This window comes from Flavonifractor plautii ATCC 29863 (genome assembly GCF_000239295.1).
GTDB lineage: Bacteria > Bacillota > Clostridia > Oscillospirales > Oscillospiraceae > Flavonifractor > Flavonifractor plautii.
On record NZ_JH417691.1, the window covers coordinates 1 to 21155 of the forward strand.

Below are 21155 nucleotides of genomic sequence, written 5' to 3' on the forward strand. Positions count from 1 at the left end.
CAGATGTCCAATATGTATTGTAGTCCTACAATGCTGGAGATCAAAGAAAATTGGTATCAGTTGACCGCGACCTATTGGCTTGATCCATAGGCGCGTCAACAATGCATGGGCATTTGTTATGAAGTGGAATGAAGCAGAAAACAATGGACAAGAGACAGATGTGGAGAAGAGGATCATGTCAGAGTTCAATCAGCCATCCCCAAAGCGGAAGCTCACAGTGTATATGAAGCAGGCAATGGCCCTGCTGGTCTCGGTGCTCCTTTATATCGGGCTGTTTCAAGTATGCTTTTCCATTTTGGACAGCAGGATCGACACCGACGCCATCATACGCGGCTTTGCGCTGGCCGTCATCGGGTACTTCTGGATCGCCGGGAGCCTGTTTCAGCGCCGGCTGGGCCTGGAGCGGTGGCAGCTGTGGATTGCCATGAATCTCGTGGGCCTTCTCCTCAGTTTTCCGGTCTATTGCCGCCTGGAGCCGTGGCAGGAGGAGCTGGACCTCATCATCCTGGCGTTTGGAGTGGTATCCTATCTGGTCCTGGCCTGGGGGATCACGGGGATCGGATACCTTTGCGTCCGGTTTGTCCAATTCGTGATTTCCTGTTTTTCAAAACGTCAATAAAGCGGAGTTTTGGAAGGTGATAAAATGAAGAAATTTCCTGATTATAAAACCGCTAAATGGGATAAGCGGAGGGATATGATCCTCCAAGGAATGCACTATGATTATGAAGAACTTGAATCCCTGAACAACGATTATTTGAATGGGAAAATCAATGAAGTAAAATACCACTTGTTGCTTTCATTATGCTTCTCAAGGATTGCCAGAAATGAATTCATACAGGGCAGGCAGCAGGAATGCTATATATGCGTGTCAAAACAACTTGACGAATTTGCACTTGCTGTTCAGCGATTACAAGAAGGAAAAGATGCACCGGCAGCTACAAAAAGGTATATTGAAGGCCATCTTAAATCCATATATTATGGCTGTGCAGCACTTTTTGTTTCCAACTATGATGTGATTCCTAAAGTGACCAGCCCTGATTCAAATCTGGTTCAAATGCTGTTACATAAACCAGTTGAGCAAGCGGCTGATGATCCGATTGACGAAATGCTAAACGCAATCAGTCTGAAAAATTCCGAACAATTTGAAAACGCATTGATAAAAAGAATCAAAGAAATCAGGCGGTTTGATGTAGATCATTTTCTCTGCATGGATATTTGGTCAATGGGACTGATCAAGGAAGCGAAAAAGAATGGACTGTGCTTTTATTCTGATTACATAGAGGTCGATTGTAAGGATTGTTAATACCTCTTATGATTCAGTGGCTTTCCATTGATCGCAACACAGAACAGGACGAAAAGGGAGATAGAACGATGAGCGACACCTATCATTTTCAAGTAAATTTGGGCGGGATGCTGGACGTGCTGTCCAACCACCTGTACAAAAGCCCGGATGTGTTCCTCCGGGAGCTGCTGCAAAACGGCGTGGACGCCGTCACCCTGCGGCAGAAGTCACAGCCAGATTGGAACAGAGGGAAACTTACCATCACCGTGGAGCCGGGCCGCCGCCTGATCTTCCGGGACAACGGCGCGGGGCTCAGCGAGGAGGGCATCCACCGCTTTCTGGCGGTGATCGGTCAGTCCTCCAAGACGGAGCTGGTCAACGGCCAGATCCCCGAGGACTACATCGGCCGGTTCGGCATCGGCCTGCTCTCCTGCTTCATGGTGTCGGACTCCATCGTGGTCCACACCCGGCCGGCGGCGGGCGGCGAGGCCCATGTGTGGACAGGTCTGCCGGATGGCACCTATACCCTGGAGCCGCTGGAGGAGTGTCCGGTGGGCACGGCGGTGATCCTGACCGCCAAGCACGGCATGGAGCACTACTTCCAGCCCCGGAAGGTGGCCGAACTGGTGCGCTATTACGGGCTGGCCCTGCCTGTCCCGGTCTATCTGTCCGGCGACCCGGAGCGGCTCAACAGCATCCCCGCCGACTTTTCCGGCGTCAGCCGCAGCCAGCTGCTCTCCTTTGGCGAGTGGCTCTTTGAGGAGGATTTTCTGGAGGCCATCCCCATCCAGACGCCCCACATCAGCGGCGTAGCCTACGTCCTCCCCTACCGCACCGCCCCCTCCGCCAAGGGCAGGCACCGCATCTACCTCAAGCAGATGCTCCTGACCGAGCGGGGGGATACCCTGCTGCCACCCTGGGCCTTCTTTTTGCAGTGCTTTCTCAACACCCGGGGCCTGCGGCCCACCGCCTCCCGGGAGGATTTTTATGAGGACAGGGCGCTGTCCGAGGCCCGGGAGGAGTTTGCCGCCGCGGTGCGCCGCCACCTGGCCCAGCTGGCGGAGGAGGACCCGGACCGGCTGAGGGGCATCGTGTCCGTCCACGCGGAGGCCATCAAGGCCATGGCGGTCTGGGACGAGGAGCTGTTCCGGCTGTTCATCGACTACCTCAACTTTGAGACCAGCGAGGGTGTCATGACCGGCGCGGCCCTGAAACGGGCGGGCGAGGCTGTCTGGGTCCACAGCGTCCCCAAGTTCAAGCAGCTCAAGCCCATCTTCATGGCCCAGGGGCGGCTGCTCATCTGCACCGGCTATGCCAGCGATCAGGAGCTGATCCAGGCTATGGCGGAGCGCTTCGGCCTGCCCTTCCAGCCCCTCCATGAGGAGGAGATGTTCGACACCCTGGAGGACGTCACCGCCGCCGAACGTCAGCGGGGGGAGCGGCTGCTCCGGGCGGCAGATGAGGCCCTGTTCCCCTTTGAGTGTCAGGCCAAGCTCCGCCGCTTCCTGCCCGCCGATCTGCCTGTGCTGTATGCCATGAGCGACGAGGTGCAGTTCCTGCGCCAGCTCCAGACCGCCCAGGAGAACAGCAGCGGTATCTTCTCCGGGGCGCTGGCCTCCATGCTCTCCGGCGTGGAGGAGCGGCCCCTGGCCACCCTCTATCTCAACCTGAACAGCCCCATCGTCCGCCGGCTGGTCACAACGGCTGATCCGGAACTGCTGGAAAGCATGGCGCGGGTGCTGTATGTGCAGGCCCTGCTGGCGGGGGGCCACCCCCTCCGGGGCGGCGAGCTCAAGACCATGAACCAGGCCTTGCTGGCCCTGTTGGAGCATACAGCGGGAATTTGATAGCCGGAAAAGGAAGATACCATAAATCGTGCGATAGAGTCGGCTGCGATAAATCGGAAATTGGAGGAAGTAAATAGATGAAAGTGAGCAAGTATGTCTGCGGAGCCGTTAGGCAATTTTCGTACTGGTTTGCACATGGAACGATAGGATACCCTTTGTTGGAGGGAATCGATTACGTTGGAGAAATTTTGAAAGAGGAAAGCAGTTTTGCGGAACAGGCATTTGCTATATTTATGAACACTCTGGAAATAGATAAAAACGGAAATGTTACAAACTACAAGCAAGCGGAATTTCGTGCAGCACAATACATAAGAGCCTATTTCGATCAAGATTATGTTGTTGTTCCGGCATTTGCGTATTGGGAAACTGAATTATATCCGGTAAGCAAAAACTCGTATGTAAAATAAAAATTCCAGTTTGCCGAGAAGTTAAGCAGAGCAAGGACTCGGAATACCCTTTGGAGCGTAAAATAATTATGGAAAATAAATTTGAAATAGTTAAACATATAGGTAAACTGTCTGATATAAATAACGGATATACAAAAGAACTTAATTTTATAGCTTGGAATCATAGAGAACCTGTTTATGATATTAGGACTTGGAATCAAGAACACACGAAGTACGGAAAAGGCGTTACCCTGACATTACGTGAAATGGCGTTATTGCAAGACTTAATGAAAGAGGGAGAATGATGGTGAACAGATGAGGACAAAGGAAGGCTTCTATTATTATAGAAGAAAACTCTACTATGGTACTTATGACGAGGACCAGACTGCCGGGAGCGGGTATGTCCGGCCTGAAGATCTGACGCCGGAGCTGGCAGAGCATTTCAGCGGGAAAGACAGGGCTGTCTGCCGGTTCTGGGAAAACCACAGCCTGCTTGAACCGGAATACGCGGATTTACAGGCTATACTTTCCAAAATGAGCCTGTTTATGGATCTGAACACCGAGCAGGAGGTCGATTTTTCCCCTGCTGAAAAAAGACTTCGGACGAAGCTCCCACGGGAATTCAAGCTGATCTATACCGCGCTCCATAACCAGGCAGAATATTTTTCAAGCGCGGAGCGCTTTTTGACCCTGGACGAGCTCTACATAGCGGAAGGACAGCTTGTTTTCTTTCAAAAGAAACGGACCCCCATTGCCGGTTACGACATCGCCAGCGGCCGTTTGGCTCAGTACTATAAAAAGGAATGGAGCATCGAAAAAGGCGACGTCAGCTTTTATCAATTTTGCGTTGGGCGGATGATCACCATTGCGCTGGAGGCTAAGCCGGCAGTAAAAAAGGGGCGATGCAAGGGCGAGTTCGTGACAGCGCTTAACATCGCAAAGGAACTGGAAGCGTTTTGCAACGACAAGTACCATCTCTTGTCAGAGTTTGAGGTGTACGGCATCGCGGTGATGTACTCAGAGGACAAGCTGATCGCATGGATTCGAAGCAACGGCTTTTATGGGGACGTCCATGCGGGCGCGCCGGACAAGCGGCATCTGGAAGAATTCAGGGAACATCTGGGAAACATCGTGTGGCACTGAAAAAGGTTCTCCTCTGCCGGATCCGCCAAACCAGAGAAGGGAGAAAATGAGATGTACCGAAATACAACGAAAAAGCGGCTGCTTTTGTTTGCTGCTCCGGCGTGGGCAGTGGGACTGGCCTGCCTGCTGTCTGGCTGCATTGCGCTGCCAGGACAGGAGCCGTTTGGGGAAAAGACTTACCCCGCCGAACAGGCCCAGGCAGTCTATGAGAAGCTCTCCGCTGATATGGCACAGCAGGAATTTATGGATCAGAGCGGATACATTATCCAGATTCGGCCGTTTATCCTCAGCGAAGATGTGAGCGATTTCGATTATGATGTCTATAAGACAGAGGAATACATGGTGTTTGCGGCAGAAGGATCTGGTGAAGATTATCTCTGGCACAAAGGCCGCCTTTATTGCAGCTACTATGACAACGACCACATTACTTACCGGGATATGGCGTGGGAGGATCTTGGGTTTGAAGCATATGCGGAAGAACGATGGAGTATCGTCCGACAACTGTTGGAACGAGATGACCCAGAGCTGACCTACCAATACATCCCCATGTCCTCGCCGCCTTATTTGCTGAAAGCGGCATACCCTGACATAGAGCTGGCGGATGGACGGGAGATCCGGTTCGCTGAGTTATACTTCTATATGGACGAGGACGGAAGCTACGACGGATTCGGCATGAGTTGGCAGGAGGACCGCAGGCATAATGTGTCCATCTCCTATTTCTCTTATGAGGACTCCACCAGCTTGCAGGCCGAGCGCAGCATCTGGTCCTTTGGCTATGACGCCGGTCTGACAGACGAGGGCGTGCCCGCCCTCTCTGACCAGAGCGAGGACCGGGAGCGGTGCCAGGCGGTCATCTCCGGTATGGACTTTGACGCCCTGGCCGAGCGGAGCGAATACCGGGAGGACCTGTGTGTTCCGCCTATGACCCCATAATTCGGGGGGCGGAGCGCCGGAGCCGCCAAAACTGCACTTCCACCCCGGCCTGAGGAGGAATGTCTGCTGTTTCAGGCGGGAATGACAAACTGAAATTTGGAAGGAGTTCAAAGATATGAAAATTACAAAAGAATTTGAAAAAGAAATTGCACCGTTTTTCTGGGTCGAGCATGAAGAAAGTGCTTCTGTCTGCCTAAATGTGGGAGAGTATCTGCAAGAGATTTTTGATACTCGTGAAGATGAAGGCTTTGAAGGAAGCGGTTATGATTGGGGAAGTTTAGCACAAGTGTTTTTGGACGAACAGTGTTCGGATTTGCAAGAAAAAATAGGTTTCGACCCAGAGGGCAGCATGTTCTGTGTCTATTCAAAAGATAAAGATGTGCTGGCAGATTTTATGCTTCGTTTCAAAAAAGCCTGTGAGGATAAGCCTTTTATTTTAGACTTATTTAGTCGGGCTGAATTAGACTAAAATTCGATCCGACAGCTTCCAGTTTATCGAGCAGATCCCCTTGTCACCCCGACAGACAGCAGAGGTCCGGCCAACGGTAATTCTATGTGCGAAATCCCAGACCGGGAGCGGTCAAACAACAGAGAAATGAGGGATCAGGGTGGTCAAAACAGCCTATCAAAAACTATGTTTCTATCCCTTGGTGCGAGTCGCGGTGTTTGGGCTCTTTCTGAGCGCCTTTTTGTACCAGCTCCATGGCCTACTGAGCGGTGGGGACGAGCTGGTGGCGCGTGTTTTGGGGTGGATCTGCCTGGGATTCGGCGCTCTGCACGGGTCTTTGCTTGCGGTGGGCGTGATCCGCTATGTCATCCAGGTTAAGCGGGCGAGCCGCCGTCTGCGCGCCCTCCCCAGCTTGGTGAGGGATCGGCTGGACCAGGATCTGCAAACCGGGGACCGGATCAATGATCTGTATTTTACCAGCGATTTCCTCCTGGTCTATCAGCTTCAGTCCCGGCGCAAGCAGGGCTTTGCCTGTATCCCCTACCCGGAGATCGGGGGCGTCAGCATCGGCCAAAATGGCAGGGCAAAAAATCAGCTGGACATTTTGAGCCCGGAGGGAACCATTTTACATACTGTGACCTATTCTCTGGAGGTGAGTCAGGCCCAGGCGGAGGAGATCGAGCGGAAGATCCTGTCTTTAAAGTCCAGGATGCAGGCAGTCAAAGATACCTCTGAGGAGCAGTCCCAGCGGGACCGTGCCGTCAAGCAGGCGCTGAAAAAGACCATGAGCGGCCTTCCCGCCTTCTTTTGCAGCCTCGCCGCGGCCCTGGGCCTCCTGGCCTCCATCGTTATGGCGGAGCATTTCCGGGAGAAGGCGGAGCTGCTGGAAGCGCTCCAATTCCCAGCGGACGCCTATGGCGCGCTTCTGTTCTGGCCCAATCTCCTGTTTTATGTGATGATGTACGGCGGCATTCTGGTGATGCTGACCGGCGGCGGCCTGCTGGTCCGGGATCTGCTTCGCGCTCAGGATCATACATACGCTGAGCGGGCGTCCAAGATCAGGATTTTGCTTTTTATCGGAGGCGCGCTCCTGTTCATCCTCTTGATCGGCGGCGTGTACACAGCCGATGTGCAGACCTGGGAGAATATGACACAGGGCTTCCGTCTGCTGTTCTAAGATCTGTTGTTTCCGGCTTCCTTTGGCTGACCGGAGCGCCGCGTCAAGGGACAGGCCGGAATAGATGATAGAGTGGAAGCAGAGGAAAGTTTTGAGACTGGAACGGCGTGTCAGATAGGGAGGCCAATAAACATTGAGGCAGCATGATAAGCTTATAAACGCAGCCGCAAAGAAAGTATTATCTCCCCATGGTCTTTTTCGGAAAGGGACTTCAAGAACATGGGTAGACGATAATGGATATTTTGTTGTTTTTGTTTCATTTGGATCAAGTAACTGGAGTCAAAGTGCCCGCTTAGGTGTCGGAATTGATTTTTTGTGGAAATATGACAGCGGAGGTCCCAGTACAAGCTTTTCCTATTCCTATGGAAACAGCAGTATAGAAGATTTCTTTGAATATGATGGAAACGATGCGGTTTTTCAAACGGAAATGGAACGATATTCAGAAATTGGTTTACAGAAAGTAATAGAATATCGTAACTTCAGAGATATGAGCTATGCAAAACGATGTCTTACACAGCAGGTATTCAACACGCCAGAAAACCGCCGCTTTTGGGAAAATTATCATTTAGCAATGCTGTGCTTTTTGAAAGGTGATTACGAAGATGGAAAAACCTCATTTGGATCATTTTTGACTGCCTTAAAAAATTCATTCTATATTGACGGCTGTTATATTGATTGGCATGAAAAATTGTACCAATATTGTTTGGGCTCCATGGTCCCCAATATAACTTCAAGAGAGAACGCACAGCAAATGGTTTTGGACAGAGTTAAACAGCAACGAGACTTTTTGAACAGCAGATCCTCCTTTAGAAAATTCGGAAAAGAAGATTTCATGCTACATAAGTACGAAATATAAAAAGATTTTTATGAAAAAACAAACGATTTTTATTTGTTCCGTCCTTCTGGTCTTTCTGCTCCTGTTGGTTGGCTGCCGGGACAGCGGGCAGGAGCCCCGGGCCGAATGGGACCTGGAGGCCGGTATCCTGACCGTGGACGGCGCGCGCTACCGAAAGGACGAGGCGCTGGTATCCGTTGGGGATGGGATCCACCGGTGGATATATGAGCAGTCTGTTACAGAGCAGATCGCCAGCGCCGGGGAGCGCGGCGGTCAGGAGACCTATCTGGTTTTTGCCAACGGGACGGAGCGGCGGCTTCTCTATGGACGCGGGGACGGCTTTTCCTTCGGCCCGCTGTCCTATGAGGTTTGGTTCCGGGAGGATCTGTTGGAAGGGCTGTCCGGCCCCCTGACGGAGGAAGCTATCTCCTGCGAGGCCCTCACAGATGCGCGGCTCACCCAGCTGCTGACGCTGTATGGGAGTACAGAGCAGGAGGGTTCCCTCACCTATGAGGACGCCCAGGCGGAGGCTCGGGCGCTGGAACTGGAAAGCCACCGGCTGTGGCGCTGGCTGGAGCTGCCCCACCGGGAGATCCCGGGGCTGACCGCCCATATCGGCTTCTATTTCAGCGCCCGGACGGGAGCGCCTTATCTAAGGTGCCTGGATGGGGCGCTCCGGCCTTGTCCCACAGAGCTGACCGACGCCCTGCACCTCTCGCCGTCCCTGCCGCAGATCCTTTCCGTGACGGAGGATGACCCACGGCTCAGGCCTCTGCTGGATGCGCTGTCCCCCATGTCTCAGACGGATGGGCTCTCCTGGGCCGAGTTCCAGCGCGCGTTTGCCGCGGACCAGTCTCCGGAAGCGCTGGAGTTTCGCATTGATATCTATCGTCCGGAGGATGCCAGCTGGCCGAGCCGACTGCTGCGCGGCTTCTGCCACCCCCGGACCGGGACCCCCTATCTGCTGTTTCAGGACGGACAGCTGCGCCCGGTCCCGCAAAACGCCGCGGACAGTCTGGGGCTTTCAAAATAACTTTTCCAATAGGAGATGAATGTGATGAGGAAAACGAACCCGCAGATAAGGAAGGTCGGGGCAGCGGGACCAGACCAAAAGACCGCCTTTGTCAACGAGGCGGCAAGTGATGCCGATCTCCAGCGGATGATCGACCGGTTTCGGGCCGGTGACTGGCCGTTTTTGCTGCTCGAAACAGAGCAATGCAGGATCAGCATTCGCACCTTGGATGCACCGGAAGGAAATTGCGCGGTCACGATCATTCTGAAGCACCATGGACAGTGGAAGGCACTGACAAAGGCATTCCCCACAGAGCTGGGTGTGTCTATGTTTCTCGCCTGCTATGAACAGGGGTGTCTGTACGAGAATTTTAATGGGTGGTATGATGCGACCGCTAATTTTCAAAACAGCGTACAGGATGTGCAGAAAAGCGTGGAGGAAGCCACGTCCGCCGTTCGTCCCAACAGCCAAACGAATCAGGAAACGACGGATATGAAGAAAACAAATCTGCTCTATGTCCTGGCCTGGTATGTCCCTCCCATCCTGCTGGTTCCGGCTCTGTTTATGTTCAGTGTCCACGCGGATGTGAGCGACCGGGTCCTGGATGTTCTGGCCTTGCTGCTTGTGCTTCTGATTATAAGCATCCCCCTCTGTGTGCCCATCTGGATGAAAAAACGGATGGAGAAGCGGGCGGCGGTGCTGGAGCGGGACTTTCCCAACATCAACTACAAATTTACATCCCACAACTGTGTGCTCTACTTGGATACCGAGGGCGGACACATCGGCGTGGTGTGGAAGAACAACCCCGCCCAACTGCAAATGGTCGACCCGGCCCAGATCACCGACATCCGCACCAACGACGGGCAGCAGCTGCGGGGCACGGCCCTGGTGAGCTGCCAGTTCCGGCTGGACGGCAAAAAGGTGAAGATTTATACTCTGCGCCTCTCAGGTGGACAGCTGGCTATGAAGCACCCCCGGGTGATGGAGGCCATCGCCAAGGCGGACCAGCTGGGCGAGACCCTACGGGCCGTGCAGGCCCAGAGGGCGCAGAGAGGAGCGTAAGGGGATGCTGTACGACCTTTTGGAGCTTTTGCTTGGGCCTCTTTTGACAAAGCAGGAACAGAAAATGCCCAAGTGCAGGGCCTGTAAGCATCGGATGGAGCAGATGGGGCCGCCCCGGCTGTTCCTGCTGCCGGTTTACAGCGACGGGCGGTACTCCGCCAGCGCGGACTACTTTATGGAAAACTGCGTCCCCATCCAACGGGAGGAGGAGATCCCCACCGCCCGCCGGGCCTGCCGCATTTGGAGGCTCCGGTGCCCTATGTGCGGCGCACAGTACATATTTGTCCAGGACTTCCTGCGGGTACGGCAGGACGAGACCTTGGAGGGCACATATCTCTATGAGTATCAGGAGCTTGCCGGGCTGCTGTTCCAACGGCCCGGAGACCGCACGGCGCAGACGCCCCGCCGCATGGAGAACGCAGTATGCGATACTGGCGCCTTCGCGGAGGAGTGAGGACCCCGGGGAGATGCTCGGCGGCAAATACAGAAAGAGAGGACTATTATCATGACATCTACTTATCAAGCTTGGCTGAACAAGGACAGGGAATGGATCAGCGCCTATTGCAGCCGCACCCGAAAAAGCAGCCTCACAAAGGTCGTTCCCCTGACCCTGCTGCTCACCGCCCTTGTGCTCGGCGGCATGGGGCTTCTGAATGGCGGCGGTGTATCGGGGCTGGTGACTGGTGTCATTGGAGGGCTGGTGTTCGGCCTGGTCATCTGCGGCATTTATCTGGCCATTCTGATGCCCAGTCTCAGCCCCGCCCGATACACCCAGAAGCTGGAGCAGAGCGTCCGGGAGCTTTCCATGGACGAAACGGAGCGGGAACTGCTGGGCACGGAGATGCTGGCGGCGCTGGAGGATGACAAGGGAGTGGTCTCCTACCAGATGACGGGACCCAACTCCAAGGGCACCCCGGCCCGGGTGATCCTGACGCCCCACTATATCCTGCAGGAGGGTAGCACGCCCTATGCCGTGCTGATCCGGCTGAGCGACATCGCGGAGATCCGGACGGGCTCCGAGCGGAAGATCGCCACCACACACGGCGGCAGCAGTAAGACCCACCACTATTTTACCCTCTATTCCATCGGCTTTTACCGGAAGGACCGCTTTGAGCGGGGGCTGGAGGGGAACGACCTCCCGGACAGCGCCATGGGCTTCTTCCAGGAGGAGCTGCGGAATGATGTGGTGAAGCGGATGCGGGACGGCGGCCTTCGGGTCACGTCCGCGGAATAAACGAGGAGGACCGTATGGGAAAGACGAAGTTTCGCGGCGAGGAGCTGGAGGCGGCCATCAAGCGCCTCCCCCAGGGAAAGCCCCAGATGGACGCTTATTGGAACGCCATCCGGCAGGCGGACGAGGCCGGAGATCCCTACTGGCGGATGATGTTCCGGTGCAGGTACTGTTATGAGGCCACCTTCCGGGACGATCCGCCCAAGGCCATCCCGGTGGCGGCGGAGTTCTGCGCCCTCTTTGAAGAAAACTCAGAGGCATTTATTGAGCGTTCCCCGGACGGAGCGTCTGAAATGCACCTGATGATCATGCAGATGGGCATTGACCCCATCGTATTCCTGCCCCAGATCCCCATGAAGCAGTGGGAGACGATGATGGCCGAATTTTATCACTGGGTCAAGTATTATCACATCGGCCTGCGCACCTACTGGTGGCAGATGGCCCGGTTCTGGCGGTATGTGGACCGGAAAAAGGCGTATGAGTATTTCCAAAAGTTCTGGAAGACCGGCCGGGATGGGCTCTCCGACTGCCGGACCTGCGAGCGCAGCTACGCCGTGCAGATGGAGTTACTGATGGGCAACCGAGCGGCGGCGGACGAGTATGCCAAGCCCATGGAACAGGGGCGTATGCGCTTCTGCCCGGATACGCCCCATCTTTACTGGCTGGCCTACCTGGAAGATGCGCTGGACCGCGGGGATCTGAGGGAGGCGGAGAAGCGGGCCAACGCCCTCTACCGCAAGGGAAACCGGGACAAGAGCGACCTGAGCTACATCGGGGCGGTTCTGCGTTGCTGGGCTTATACTGACCCAGAGCGGGCTTTGGAGGTGTTTGCCAAACGGCTGGAGTGGAGTATCGGGTTGTGGGACCAGAAAAAGGTCTATGACTTCGATAAGGGCTCCTGCGTTCTCTTCCAGCGGCTGTCCAAGCACCAGCAGACGGTACATCTGGAGCTGCCCCAGGCCTTCCCCCTGTGGCGGGAGGATGGAGCGTACAGCACCAAGGAGCTGGCCAACTGGTTCCGTGAGCAGGCAGAGACCATCAGCAGGCGCTTCGACGAACGCAACGGAAGTCACTGTTTTGGACACGATCTCGCGGTGGCTTTGGCAAAGCGATAAGGTTTTGTGGTCATGGATGGTATGAGGTGAAAAAGATGCAGCAGGAAGTGTTTGACGGCGAGAAGCTGAGCCGGATCATAGAAAAGCTCCCCAAGGGGAAGCCCCGGATCGACGCCTATGAGGAGGCCATCCGGCTGGCGGATCAGGCCCAGGACGCCTATTGGCGGCTGGGCTTTCGGTTCAGCTATGCCAGAGAGGTGTATTTTCAGGACGATCCACCCAAGTGCATCGGTGTGGCGGCGGAATTCGGCCCCATCTTTGAGGCCGCGCCCCCTGAAATCCAGCGAAACCGCGACCTCATTGACGCCTATCTCATGATCACCCAGCTGGGCGTGGACGTGATGCAGAACCTGCCCCAGATCCCCATGGCTCAGTATGAAGCGCTTCTGGAGCAGTACGACCAGCTCACCAGACGCTATGGCATTGGCCGGCGTACCTATTTTTGGCAGATGATGGGCCGCTGGGAGTACGCCGATCCGGAACGGGCGCTGGAGTACATAGAACTTGCCATGCAGACGCCGCCGGATGACCACTTTGGCAACTGCAACGCCTGCGAACATTCCTGGGCCGCTAAGCAGTATATCCGCCTCAGCAGGCTGGAGGAGGCCCAGCGGTATATCCAGCCTTTGGAGACTTACCGCTTCTCCCCCTGTGAGAACTCGTTTCAGAATATCTGGGCCGCATCTTTGGAATACGCTCTGGACCGGGGCGATCTGGAGACCGCCGTCCCTCTGGCCCAAAAGCTCTATAAAAAGGGCAACCGCAACCGGACCGACCTGCGCTTCCTTGGGCCCGTCCTGCGCTGCTGGGGCATGACCAATGTTGACCGGGGGCTATCCCTCTTTGCCAAGCGGCTGGAGTGGAGTATTGGGATGTGGGACCAGAAAAAGGTCTATGACTTCGATAAGGGGGCCTGCGTCCTCTTCCGGCGGCTGGCCGGAGTGCGGCAGACGGTAAAGCTGGAACTCCCCCAAGCGTTTCCATTGTGGCGGGAGGACGGGCGATACTCGGTGGAGGAGCTGGCAGACTGGTTCCAGACCCAGGCCGAGAGCATCGGCCGCCGCTTCGACCGCCGCAACAGCAGCCATTATTTTGAGCAGGATCTGGAGGCAGCCTTGAAGCAATGTGACCTGCCGGACAGCGAGACAGAAAGAAGGAATCAGTATGACAGAGGAACAGATCACTTTGGACCGGATGCAAAAGGAACTTCGTGAAATGCCGTCCTCCCCCCGGCGCTTGGGACTCTGCCAGGAGTTTGTAGCTCTGGCCGACCGTGAGCAGGCCCGGGCCCAGCAGATCAGCGGCCGATACGACCTGGCCTGGGCTTATGCGACCGCAGGCGACCCGGCCAAGGCGCTGCCGGTGTGCGCGGAGTTTCTTCAGATGCAGAAGGAGACGCCAAACACCAGCGGGGACCCCCACTTGGAGGCGGTGCTGGCGGTCAATATCGCGTGTCTGGCCTGCGACCTGGCCTGTGACCTGCCTCAGATCCCGCTGGAGCAGTGCGACGCCTTGCTCACAGAGTTCCGGCGGCAGGTGCGGACCCACGGCATGGGCGAGCGCCTGTGGCAGTCCTATGCGGGAAAGGTGGCGGCCATGACCGGGGATCTGCGGGGACTGGCGGACCATCTCAGCCGCTTCCAGGCTGCTCCCCGGGATGACACCTCCGACTGCGAGGTGTGCGAGGCCGGGCTGACGGCAAGATTTATGCTGGCCCTGGGCCGGAAGGATGAGGCAATTAACATTGCGGTGGAACTGCTGAAGCAGGGTAAATACTGCGGTGAGGAACCATGGACGCTTCTTGCCATCCTGACGGAGGACGCCCTGAACCGCCGGGATCTGGACGCCGCCGAGCGCTATGCTACCGCCATGCTCATCCAGCCTGTCGAGCGGCCCGCGGACCTACGCCGGGCGGGCACGCTGCTGCGGATGGAGGCGGCCTTCGGCGCGGGAGAGGACGGGATCAAACTGCTGGCAAAGTGCCTGCCCTGGACGGAAAATCTCTGGGACCAGCGGCTGCGGTTCTATTTCTATCTGGGGGCGGCGGATTTCTGCCAGGCTCACAGCGCCCAGCACGCCGGGATCAAGCTGCCCCCTGTTCCTGGCTTCAAAGACTGTCCTGAAAACGGCCTGTATGACTGCGCCGCCCTGGCCCAGTGGTTCTGGGACTGGGCGGAGGAGATCGGCGGGCGGTTTGACCGCCGCAACGGCTGTCCCAATTACGGGAGGCAGCTGCGGGCGGTGCGAAGAAGCTGAGCGGGAAGGAAGGGGTTTCATGTTCGGTCTACTAAGCAAATTGGGTACCATTCATTACACAGAATTAGATGTAGATGAGATCTTAGACAAAAGAGAGACGGATTCATTTGACAGTGAGTGGGTGCGGGTTTATCAAGCCGTTGAAGATCAAAAGAGAGACAAAACCATTGACGATACCAAAGACATCCGGGAAAAAGCATTTATGATAGTCTATCAGCAATCAGGCTGCGGTGAGTTAGCAGGGTATATTTCAGATGATTTTGGACTCATTGCGGACAGCAAATTGCTAAACTACTCGGATATGTGGTTGGATAAACTCATTGCCTGTTATGAAAACGCGGTCATTCCGTGTGGCAAGTTATAAAAATACACGGAGCAAAAATTGGATTGCACCAATAAATAACAATTCCAGTTTTAGGAGATATGGGTTATGGAGAATATGCAAATAACAACTATAAAAGATGCTTTAATAAATGCCCCAAATCTCCTTTGGTCTGATTCCCTATTTTTACCGGACACATTGATATGGGAGTTAGAAACAAAGGCTGTCATTTGCGATCCTGATGATGTTGAATCAGAAGATGATGAAATTCCTCAAATTGCGAAAGAAATGGGGCTTCCTTTAAGTATAGGGATTCAGGATATTCAGCAGGTTATGGACAATGCAAGGCAGCAAGTGGAAGATTGTAGTATTGAGCAGTTATTTGAGGCATTTCTTTATTATTATGACAATGACGCTTTTATTGAATTTTGAAAACGGCAACTTTCTATTTGTCATGGCAGATATAGATTATCATGAAAACGGAGGAAACGGATATGGGTTATCAAGATGAAGACGAGCCGAGCGAGGAAGGCTTTCTGGAGATGCTGGCGGATTATGAGAAGCTGAGCAAATTGCAGGAGCAGTACCGGGAACTCCCCCATTCGCCCCAGCGGGTGGAGCTCTGCCGGGAGGCTGTGGCCGTGGCAGACCGGCTGGAGGAACCCTCGGAGCAAATGATCGGCCGCTTTGACCTGGCCTATGCCTACATATTTGGAGACGATCCGGCCAAGGCCCTGCCGGTGTGCGCGGAGTTCATGCGGCTCCATCAGGAAAATCCCGGCGAGCTGGGAGACGCCGTCATTTCGGTGGCTATGCTGGCCGGCTCCATCGCCCGCCGCCTGCCCCAGATCCCGCTGGAGCAGTGCAAAAGCCTGCTGGCGGAGTTCCGGGATCAGGTCCGTACCTATGGCCTGGGAGAGCGGCTGTGGCAGTGCCACGCCGGGGAATTTGCCATGATGACCGGGGATCTGGCCGCGCTGGAGGAGCATCTGGACCGGTTCCAGGCGGCGGAGCGGGATGATGTATCCGACTGCGCGGTGTGCGAGACGGGCGCGATGGCGGAATACCTGCTGGCCCTGGGCCGCAGGACGGAGGCTGTCGCCCTGGTGGAGGAGCTTCTGGAAAAGCAGGAGTTCTGCGAGGAGCAGCCCTGGAAGCTCCTCTCCATCCTCACAGATGACGCGCTGGAGCGGAACGATCTCCAGGAGGCGGAGCGTTTTTCCGCCGCCATGGTGATCCAGCCCATCAAAACCGCATCGGATCTGCGCAGGGCAGGCACCCTGCTGCGGATGAAGAGAGCCTCCGGCGATTGGAAGGACGGGTTGAAGCTGCTGAAAAAGGCCCTGCCCTGGACGGCAAATTTCTGGGATCAGGAGCTGCTGTTCTATTTCTATCTGGGGGCGGCCAGCTTCTGTCATGCCCACAGCGCACAGCACGCCGAGGTCAAGCTGCCCCCTGTTCCCGGCTTCACAGACTGCCCCGAAAACGGCCTGTATGACTGCGCCGCCCTGGCCCGGTGGTTCTGGAGCCGGGCGGAGAAGATCGGCGCGCGCTTTGACCGCCGCAACGGCTGCCCCAATTACCGGGAGCGGCTCAAGCGGCTGATGAATGATCCCCTCAAAAAAGAGGAAAGCAAAATGGGAGAGATAGAACAGGAGCAGGAAGAACCTCTGGAAGAGGCCTTGGGCGAAAGTGGGCAGAGCCGCAAGGGCTCCTTCGCCGGTTTCGTCCTCCTGTCCGAAGGGGAATGGGACAAGCGGCAGTTCATCCAAGACATGAAAGAAAAGTGGGACATCGCCGTAGTGGAGGATGCGGACCAGCGCGATGATGCAGTGGTGTTCAAGGTGGATGACATGATCGCAGCCGTCAGCCTAATGCCTGCGCCCATCCCCAATGGAGAGGCTGAGGCTAACGCAGAAAATAACTATTTGTGGAAGGACGCTGTGAAAGTTGCCAAGGAGCACCGCGCCCACCTTATGGTGGCGGTGCTGGGCAAAGAGGAAAATATTCTGGAGAAGGGCATGTTCTACACCAAGCTGGCAGCCGCCTGTTGCCGGCAAAAATATGCTGTTGGTGTTTACACCAGCGGCGTGGTGTTTGAACCCCGATTCTATGAGAGTTTTGCCGACATGATGCAGGAAGGCGAACTGCCCATCTTCAACTGGGTTTGGTTCGGCCTGTATCGGAGCAAAGGCGGCCTGAATGCATACACCTATGGCATGGATGTTTTTGGCAAGGATGAGATGGAAGTGCTGAACGCTGACGCTGAACCGGACGATCTGAGGAACTTCCTGGCAAGCCTTACTGGCTTTGTACTGGAAAACAATATAGAGCTCCAAGATGGGAAGACCATCGGCTTTACGGCAGAGGATAAGCACACCATTACCCGCAGCCCCGGTGTAAGCCTCCCAGAGGAGCAGATGACCTTGAAAATCAGTTGGAACCCTTTGGATGATGGTGGTGAGGATGATTCGGACGGCGAAAACCCCAAGGATGAAGGTCAGAACGAACCCGAAGTCTACACCGAGGATGAAGTGGAGGCTGTTGAAGATCATATTGAGAGGTGTTTTGGTCAGGTGGAAACTGTGCTCCATGAGTTGGTCTCCCCTGATATTCATGTGGATATCTATGTGGTTGCGCCTTCCGAGGAACGCAATTACTATACCCTGCTCACTATGGGTATGGGCGCCCACCGAATGAATGTCCCAAAGGAGCTGGCGGAATACAAGCTGGAACGGGCGGAGTTGGCCATCGCCCTCCCAGCAGACTGGAAGCTGAATCAGGAATCCATACAGGACGAGCGGTGGTACTGGCCCATCCGTCTGCTCAAGGCTTTGGCCCGTCTGCCCATTGTCAATGATACCTGGCTGGCCTGGGGACATACCATGGACAACACAAGACCTTTCGCAGAGAACACGGAGCTCTGTGCCTTCATCCTGGCAGGAGCGCAAAGCCCGGTGGAAGGCTGTCAGGTCTGCACACTGCCGGATGGCGATGAGATCAACTTCTATCAGGTGCTTCCCCTCTATCGGAATGAATTGGAGTATAAGCTGCAGCATGACGCAGACGCTCTGCTGGATAGAATGGCGGATATCAGCTTTGTGGTGCGCACGGATCGTCGGAATATCATTCGATGAATGATATTCCTGCGATAAGATATAGACAGAAAAGGAGGCATCACTATGGGACTTGACATCTACGCCGGAACATTGACCCGGTACTATTCTCACAACTGGAAAACAGTTATCCAGCAGTGGGCGGAGGAAAACGGATATACCTACAATCGGATCACCCTGCATGGGGAATCCGGCAGCAACAAGGAGGGGCCCTCGCCGGATGAGGCCCAGGCGAGGGTGGAGGACTGGCGGGATCAGATCTTAAGCGCCATTTCTCAACCGGGCCAGCCCCCCTACACCCCATGGCCGGAGGACAACGAGAAGCCCTATTACACCGACAAGCCGGATTGGGATGCCTTCGGCGCCATGCTGCTGGTGGCCGCCTGCCATACATACGGGGAACCAGTACCGCCCACAGTGGAGAAGGACTGGGACTTCTGGGAGCATCCCCTGATCGCCCGTCTCGCAACGGATGAGGAGCGGGTGTGGTCTCTGTTCCGGGAGGCCACCTGGTGGCTGCCTCTTGCAGACTGTTTCCTGATCCGAGGCCCTTTGCCTACGAAGAGCAGCGCTGTGATTTGCACTGTGGGCGGACTGCGAAAGGAATTGGAAGAATTGAACCAACTGGCATGGCAGGCCGATGAGGATACCATCCTTGATTGGGCAGACACAGAGGGATACCCGGTAGACGGGACCGTTGGCCCGAATGGACAGTACAGCAAGGCGGACATCCCAGAACACACCCAGTATGACACCCAATCCCTTGCCAAGTTTGCTTTCTCCATGTTCTGGCGGGCCATGCGGTTTGCCAAGGAACAGCAGGTACCCATCCTGCTGGATTATTAAGGAGGAAACCAAATGAGCAATCAAGTGTTCCAGCAAAACCTGGATGACAAAAAAGGTCCTCAGCCCGGAGGTCCCTATCTCATTCAGATGCTGTTCAAAGAGCCAGTAGAAATGCCGGATAAAGAAAAAATGACTGCCGTAATGAAGAAGCACATCGGATCAACAGAGTGCTTCTGTTATGATAAGAAAATGGCCGGCTTTGCCGCACAGGAGCATATTGCAGAGTTCAAGGACAGAAAATGCCCGGTGCAGCTGATGGTGATGAAATGCGACAAGTTCAAGGGCAAAGGCTTTGATGCCTTCCTGATGAGCCAGATGTGGGACTGCCAGGAGGACCGGGAGCGGATCTTCCGGGAGTGCAAATATCAGGTGGTGGCCACCGATATGCTGGCTGCGGCGCTTCCGGCGCTGGAGCGTGCCAACCTGGATGCCGACTTTCTGGAGGCTCTGGCGGAGCTGTACCCCACCTGTGAGGCATTCTATTTCCAGAACTGCGGCAAGCTGTTTCTGGCGGAGGATGTGCGTTCTCACCAGATTGAGGGGTCGGACCGTTTCATTCGCTTCGGGGTCAATGTCCGCTTCTTCAACATTGAGGGCACCGAGGATATGCTCATCGACACGGTGGGCATGGGCACCCTGTTTCTGCCGGATCTCCAGTATCACTTCCATGGCATGGACCCCAACTGGGTGGTAAACCACGCCTATAATGCGGCATCGTACATATTGGAGCATGATAACCCCATTCAGGATGGGGAAACCATAGACGGCGTGGCGGATGGCCAGATGTGCCGGGAGATCCAGTGGAAGTGCCAGTATGAGGACGCCCTAATCCAGCCGCCCAGAGAGGTGCTGGACATCCACATGGGGAACTATGCCTCGGGAGGACGCTGAATGAACGGCGTTGTGCTCCTGGTGGGCGGACTGCTGCTTGTGGCAGTAATCAAGCTGATTATGGATCGAAATTGGATTGGCCTGCTTCTTTGTGTTGTTGCCCTGTTCCTGGTCTTTGGGGCTGGACACCATACAAAATAGGCCATTTTAAGAATCGAGGAGGTGAAGTATGCAGAATTCAACAAATATACGGATACTGGAATTGCTCCGGTTTCTCTACGAGCGGACCGATGAAAACCATCCCGCCACAGTATCTGACATCATTGCCCATCTGAATGGAAAAGGAATTCAGGCAGTGCGGCAGACTGTTTACGCGGATACCAATGCTCTGATCGATGCAGGAATTGATATTGTGGTGGTCAAGAGTACCCAAAACCAATATTTTATGGGAAGCCGCCTGTTTGAGTATCCAGAACTGAAAATGCTGACAGACGCAGTAGCATCCTCGAAGATCATTTCTGCCAGGAAATCTGAGGAACTGGTACAGAAATTATGCCGTCTGACCAGCACACATCAGGCAGAGCAGCTTCGGCAGCTCGCCAGCCTGTCCAGCCGGGTGAAACCGGACAATGAGCAAGTCTATTACATCATTGATGCCATCCAAACGGCGATCTTGGAGAAGCGACAGATCCAGTTCCAGTATTATGAATATACGCCCGAGAAAAAACGAGTTCTCAAACATGGCGGTTATCTCTATCAACTGGACCCCTATGCTTTGGAATGGAAGAATGACCACTATTACCTGATTGGCTTTTCTCACAAACACCAGCGGATGGCCCACTTCCGAGTAGACCGCCTGTCGGGGATCAAGATACTTCCCTCCGGCTTTACCCCCGATGAAGACTTTGATGTGGCGGGCTACACCAACAAGATCGTTGATATGTTTGCTGCTGACCGCACAGTTTCTGTTGAACTGCTCTGTGAGAACAAGCTGATGAAAACCATCATAGACCATTATGGAGAAGCTGTACCAACCCGCACATATGACGAGGAACACTTTACGGCAAACATTGAAGTCGACCCAAGCGGCACCTTTTACGGATGGGTATTCAAATTTATGGGCGGGATTCAGATCATAGCACCCCAAGAGTGTATAGAAGAAATGAAGCGGATCGCCCACAGGTTTCTCTAAAACAGGGACCAGGTGTTATGGAATTTTAACACCTGGCCCCTGCTTTCTTTTTTGCCCTTGTATCGAACAGATGTGCCAGTTATAATATAGGTAGTGTCAAGGAATTTTCGCAAAATGGTTT

General features: G+C 54.9%; 23 protein-coding genes and 1 pseudogene. All 24 read left to right on the plus strand.

What is annotated here, in order from left to right; translation table 11 throughout:
* Positions 1–175: 175 nt before the first annotated feature.
* Positions 176–619 carry a hypothetical protein gene (locus HMPREF0372_RS05165; RefSeq protein WP_039996729.1) on the plus strand — a complete coding sequence of 148 codons (444 nt, stop codon included), beginning with the start codon at positions 176–178 and terminating at the stop codon, positions 617–619.
* Between the two features lie 24 nt (positions 620–643).
* Complete coding sequence (locus HMPREF0372_RS05170; RefSeq protein WP_039996730.1) at positions 644–1303, plus strand: hypothetical protein; 660 nt, start codon at positions 644–646, stop codon at positions 1301–1303.
* A gap of 68 nt (positions 1304–1371) precedes the next feature.
* On the plus strand, positions 1372–3129 hold the full coding sequence (locus HMPREF0372_RS05175) for an HSP90 family protein (protein ID WP_039996731.1): 1758 nt from the start codon (positions 1372–1374) through the stop codon (positions 3127–3129).
* A 77-nt stretch (positions 3130–3206) separates the two neighbouring features.
* Positions 3207–3536: a DUF7677 family protein gene (locus tag HMPREF0372_RS05180; RefSeq protein WP_007489553.1), complete on the plus strand. Its 330-nt coding sequence runs from the start codon at positions 3207–3209 to the stop codon at positions 3534–3536.
* A gap of 68 nt (positions 3537–3604) precedes the next feature.
* Positions 3605–3820 (plus strand): YdbC family protein, encoded by a 216-nt coding sequence (locus HMPREF0372_RS19035; protein ID WP_330700777.1) that lies wholly within the window; start codon positions 3605–3607, stop codon positions 3818–3820.
* A 10-nt stretch (positions 3821–3830) separates the two neighbouring features.
* A complete protein-coding gene (locus tag HMPREF0372_RS20260; RefSeq protein WP_007489555.1) occupies positions 3831–4658 on the plus strand; it encodes a hypothetical protein in 828 nt (275 codons plus the stop codon).
* A 51-nt stretch (positions 4659–4709) separates the two neighbouring features.
* Positions 4710–5591 carry a hypothetical protein gene (locus tag HMPREF0372_RS05190; RefSeq protein ID WP_007489556.1) on the plus strand — a complete coding sequence of 294 codons (882 nt, stop codon included), beginning with the start codon at positions 4710–4712 and terminating at the stop codon, positions 5589–5591.
* 115 nt (positions 5592–5706) lie between these two features.
* The gene (locus HMPREF0372_RS05195; protein WP_007489557.1) at positions 5707–6060 is read left to right on the plus strand and encodes an Imm51 family immunity protein; all 354 of its coding nucleotides are present in this window, start codon (positions 5707–5709) and stop codon (positions 6058–6060) included.
* A gap of 193 nt (positions 6061–6253) precedes the next feature.
* A complete protein-coding gene (locus tag HMPREF0372_RS05200; RefSeq protein WP_155116966.1) occupies positions 6254–7216 on the plus strand; it encodes a hypothetical protein in 963 nt (320 codons plus the stop codon).
* A 133-nt stretch (positions 7217–7349) separates the two neighbouring features.
* Positions 7350–8072: a hypothetical protein gene (locus HMPREF0372_RS19620; protein ID WP_007489559.1), complete on the plus strand. Its 723-nt coding sequence runs from the start codon at positions 7350–7352 to the stop codon at positions 8070–8072.
* Between the two features lie 10 nt (positions 8073–8082).
* Positions 8083–9084: a hypothetical protein gene (locus tag HMPREF0372_RS05205; protein ID WP_007489560.1), complete on the plus strand. Its 1002-nt coding sequence runs from the start codon at positions 8083–8085 to the stop codon at positions 9082–9084.
* A gap of 471 nt (positions 9085–9555) precedes the next feature.
* On the plus strand, positions 9556–10125 hold the full coding sequence (locus tag HMPREF0372_RS05210) for a hypothetical protein (RefSeq protein ID WP_039996735.1): 570 nt from the start codon (positions 9556–9558) through the stop codon (positions 10123–10125).
* A gap of 64 nt (positions 10126–10189) precedes the next feature.
* Positions 10190–10579, plus strand: a complete 390-nt coding sequence (locus tag HMPREF0372_RS05215) for a hypothetical protein (protein WP_155116967.1) — start codon at positions 10190–10192, stop codon at positions 10577–10579.
* 51 nt (positions 10580–10630) lie between these two features.
* Positions 10631–11359, plus strand: a complete 729-nt coding sequence (locus HMPREF0372_RS05220) for a hypothetical protein (protein ID WP_007489566.1) — start codon at positions 10631–10633, stop codon at positions 11357–11359.
* Positions 11360–11373: 14 nt separating this feature from the next.
* Entirely contained in the window at positions 11374–12471 is a 1098-nt protein-coding gene (locus HMPREF0372_RS05225) for a hypothetical protein (RefSeq protein ID WP_007489567.1), read from the plus strand.
* 35 nt (positions 12472–12506) lie between these two features.
* Complete coding sequence (locus tag HMPREF0372_RS05230) at positions 12507–13685, plus strand: hypothetical protein (protein ID WP_007489568.1); 1179 nt, start codon at positions 12507–12509, stop codon at positions 13683–13685.
* Positions 13636–14727 (plus strand): hypothetical protein, encoded by a 1092-nt coding sequence (locus HMPREF0372_RS05235; protein WP_155116968.1) that lies wholly within the window; start codon positions 13636–13638, stop codon positions 14725–14727. Before HMPREF0372_RS05230 ends, HMPREF0372_RS05235 begins: the two co-directional genes overlap by 50 nt.
* A gap of 19 nt (positions 14728–14746) precedes the next feature.
* The gene (locus tag HMPREF0372_RS05240) at positions 14747–15091 is read left to right on the plus strand and encodes a hypothetical protein (protein WP_007489570.1); all 345 of its coding nucleotides are present in this window, start codon (positions 14747–14749) and stop codon (positions 15089–15091) included.
* A 66-nt stretch (positions 15092–15157) separates the two neighbouring features.
* Positions 15158–15481 carry a DUF7716 domain-containing protein gene (locus HMPREF0372_RS05245; protein ID WP_007489571.1) on the plus strand — a complete coding sequence of 108 codons (324 nt, stop codon included), beginning with the start codon at positions 15158–15160 and terminating at the stop codon, positions 15479–15481.
* Positions 15482–16704: 1223 nt separating this feature from the next.
* A pseudogene (locus HMPREF0372_RS20480) lies at positions 16705–18180 on the plus strand (suppressor of fused domain protein); the annotation flags it as partial.
* A gap of 51 nt (positions 18181–18231) precedes the next feature.
* Positions 18232–19011 carry a hypothetical protein gene (locus HMPREF0372_RS05255; protein WP_007489573.1) on the plus strand — a complete coding sequence of 260 codons (780 nt, stop codon included), beginning with the start codon at positions 18232–18234 and terminating at the stop codon, positions 19009–19011.
* Between the two features lie 12 nt (positions 19012–19023).
* Positions 19024–19902 (plus strand): DUF4261 domain-containing protein, encoded by an 879-nt coding sequence (locus tag HMPREF0372_RS05260; RefSeq protein ID WP_007489574.1) that lies wholly within the window; start codon positions 19024–19026, stop codon positions 19900–19902.
* Positions 19903–20043 (plus strand): hypothetical protein, encoded by a 141-nt coding sequence (locus tag HMPREF0372_RS20015; RefSeq protein ID WP_007489575.1) that lies wholly within the window; start codon positions 19903–19905, stop codon positions 20041–20043.
* Between the two features lie 28 nt (positions 20044–20071).
* A complete protein-coding gene (locus HMPREF0372_RS05265; protein ID WP_007489577.1) occupies positions 20072–21034 on the plus strand; it encodes a helix-turn-helix transcriptional regulator in 963 nt (320 codons plus the stop codon).
* Positions 21035–21155 lie beyond the last annotated feature (121 nt).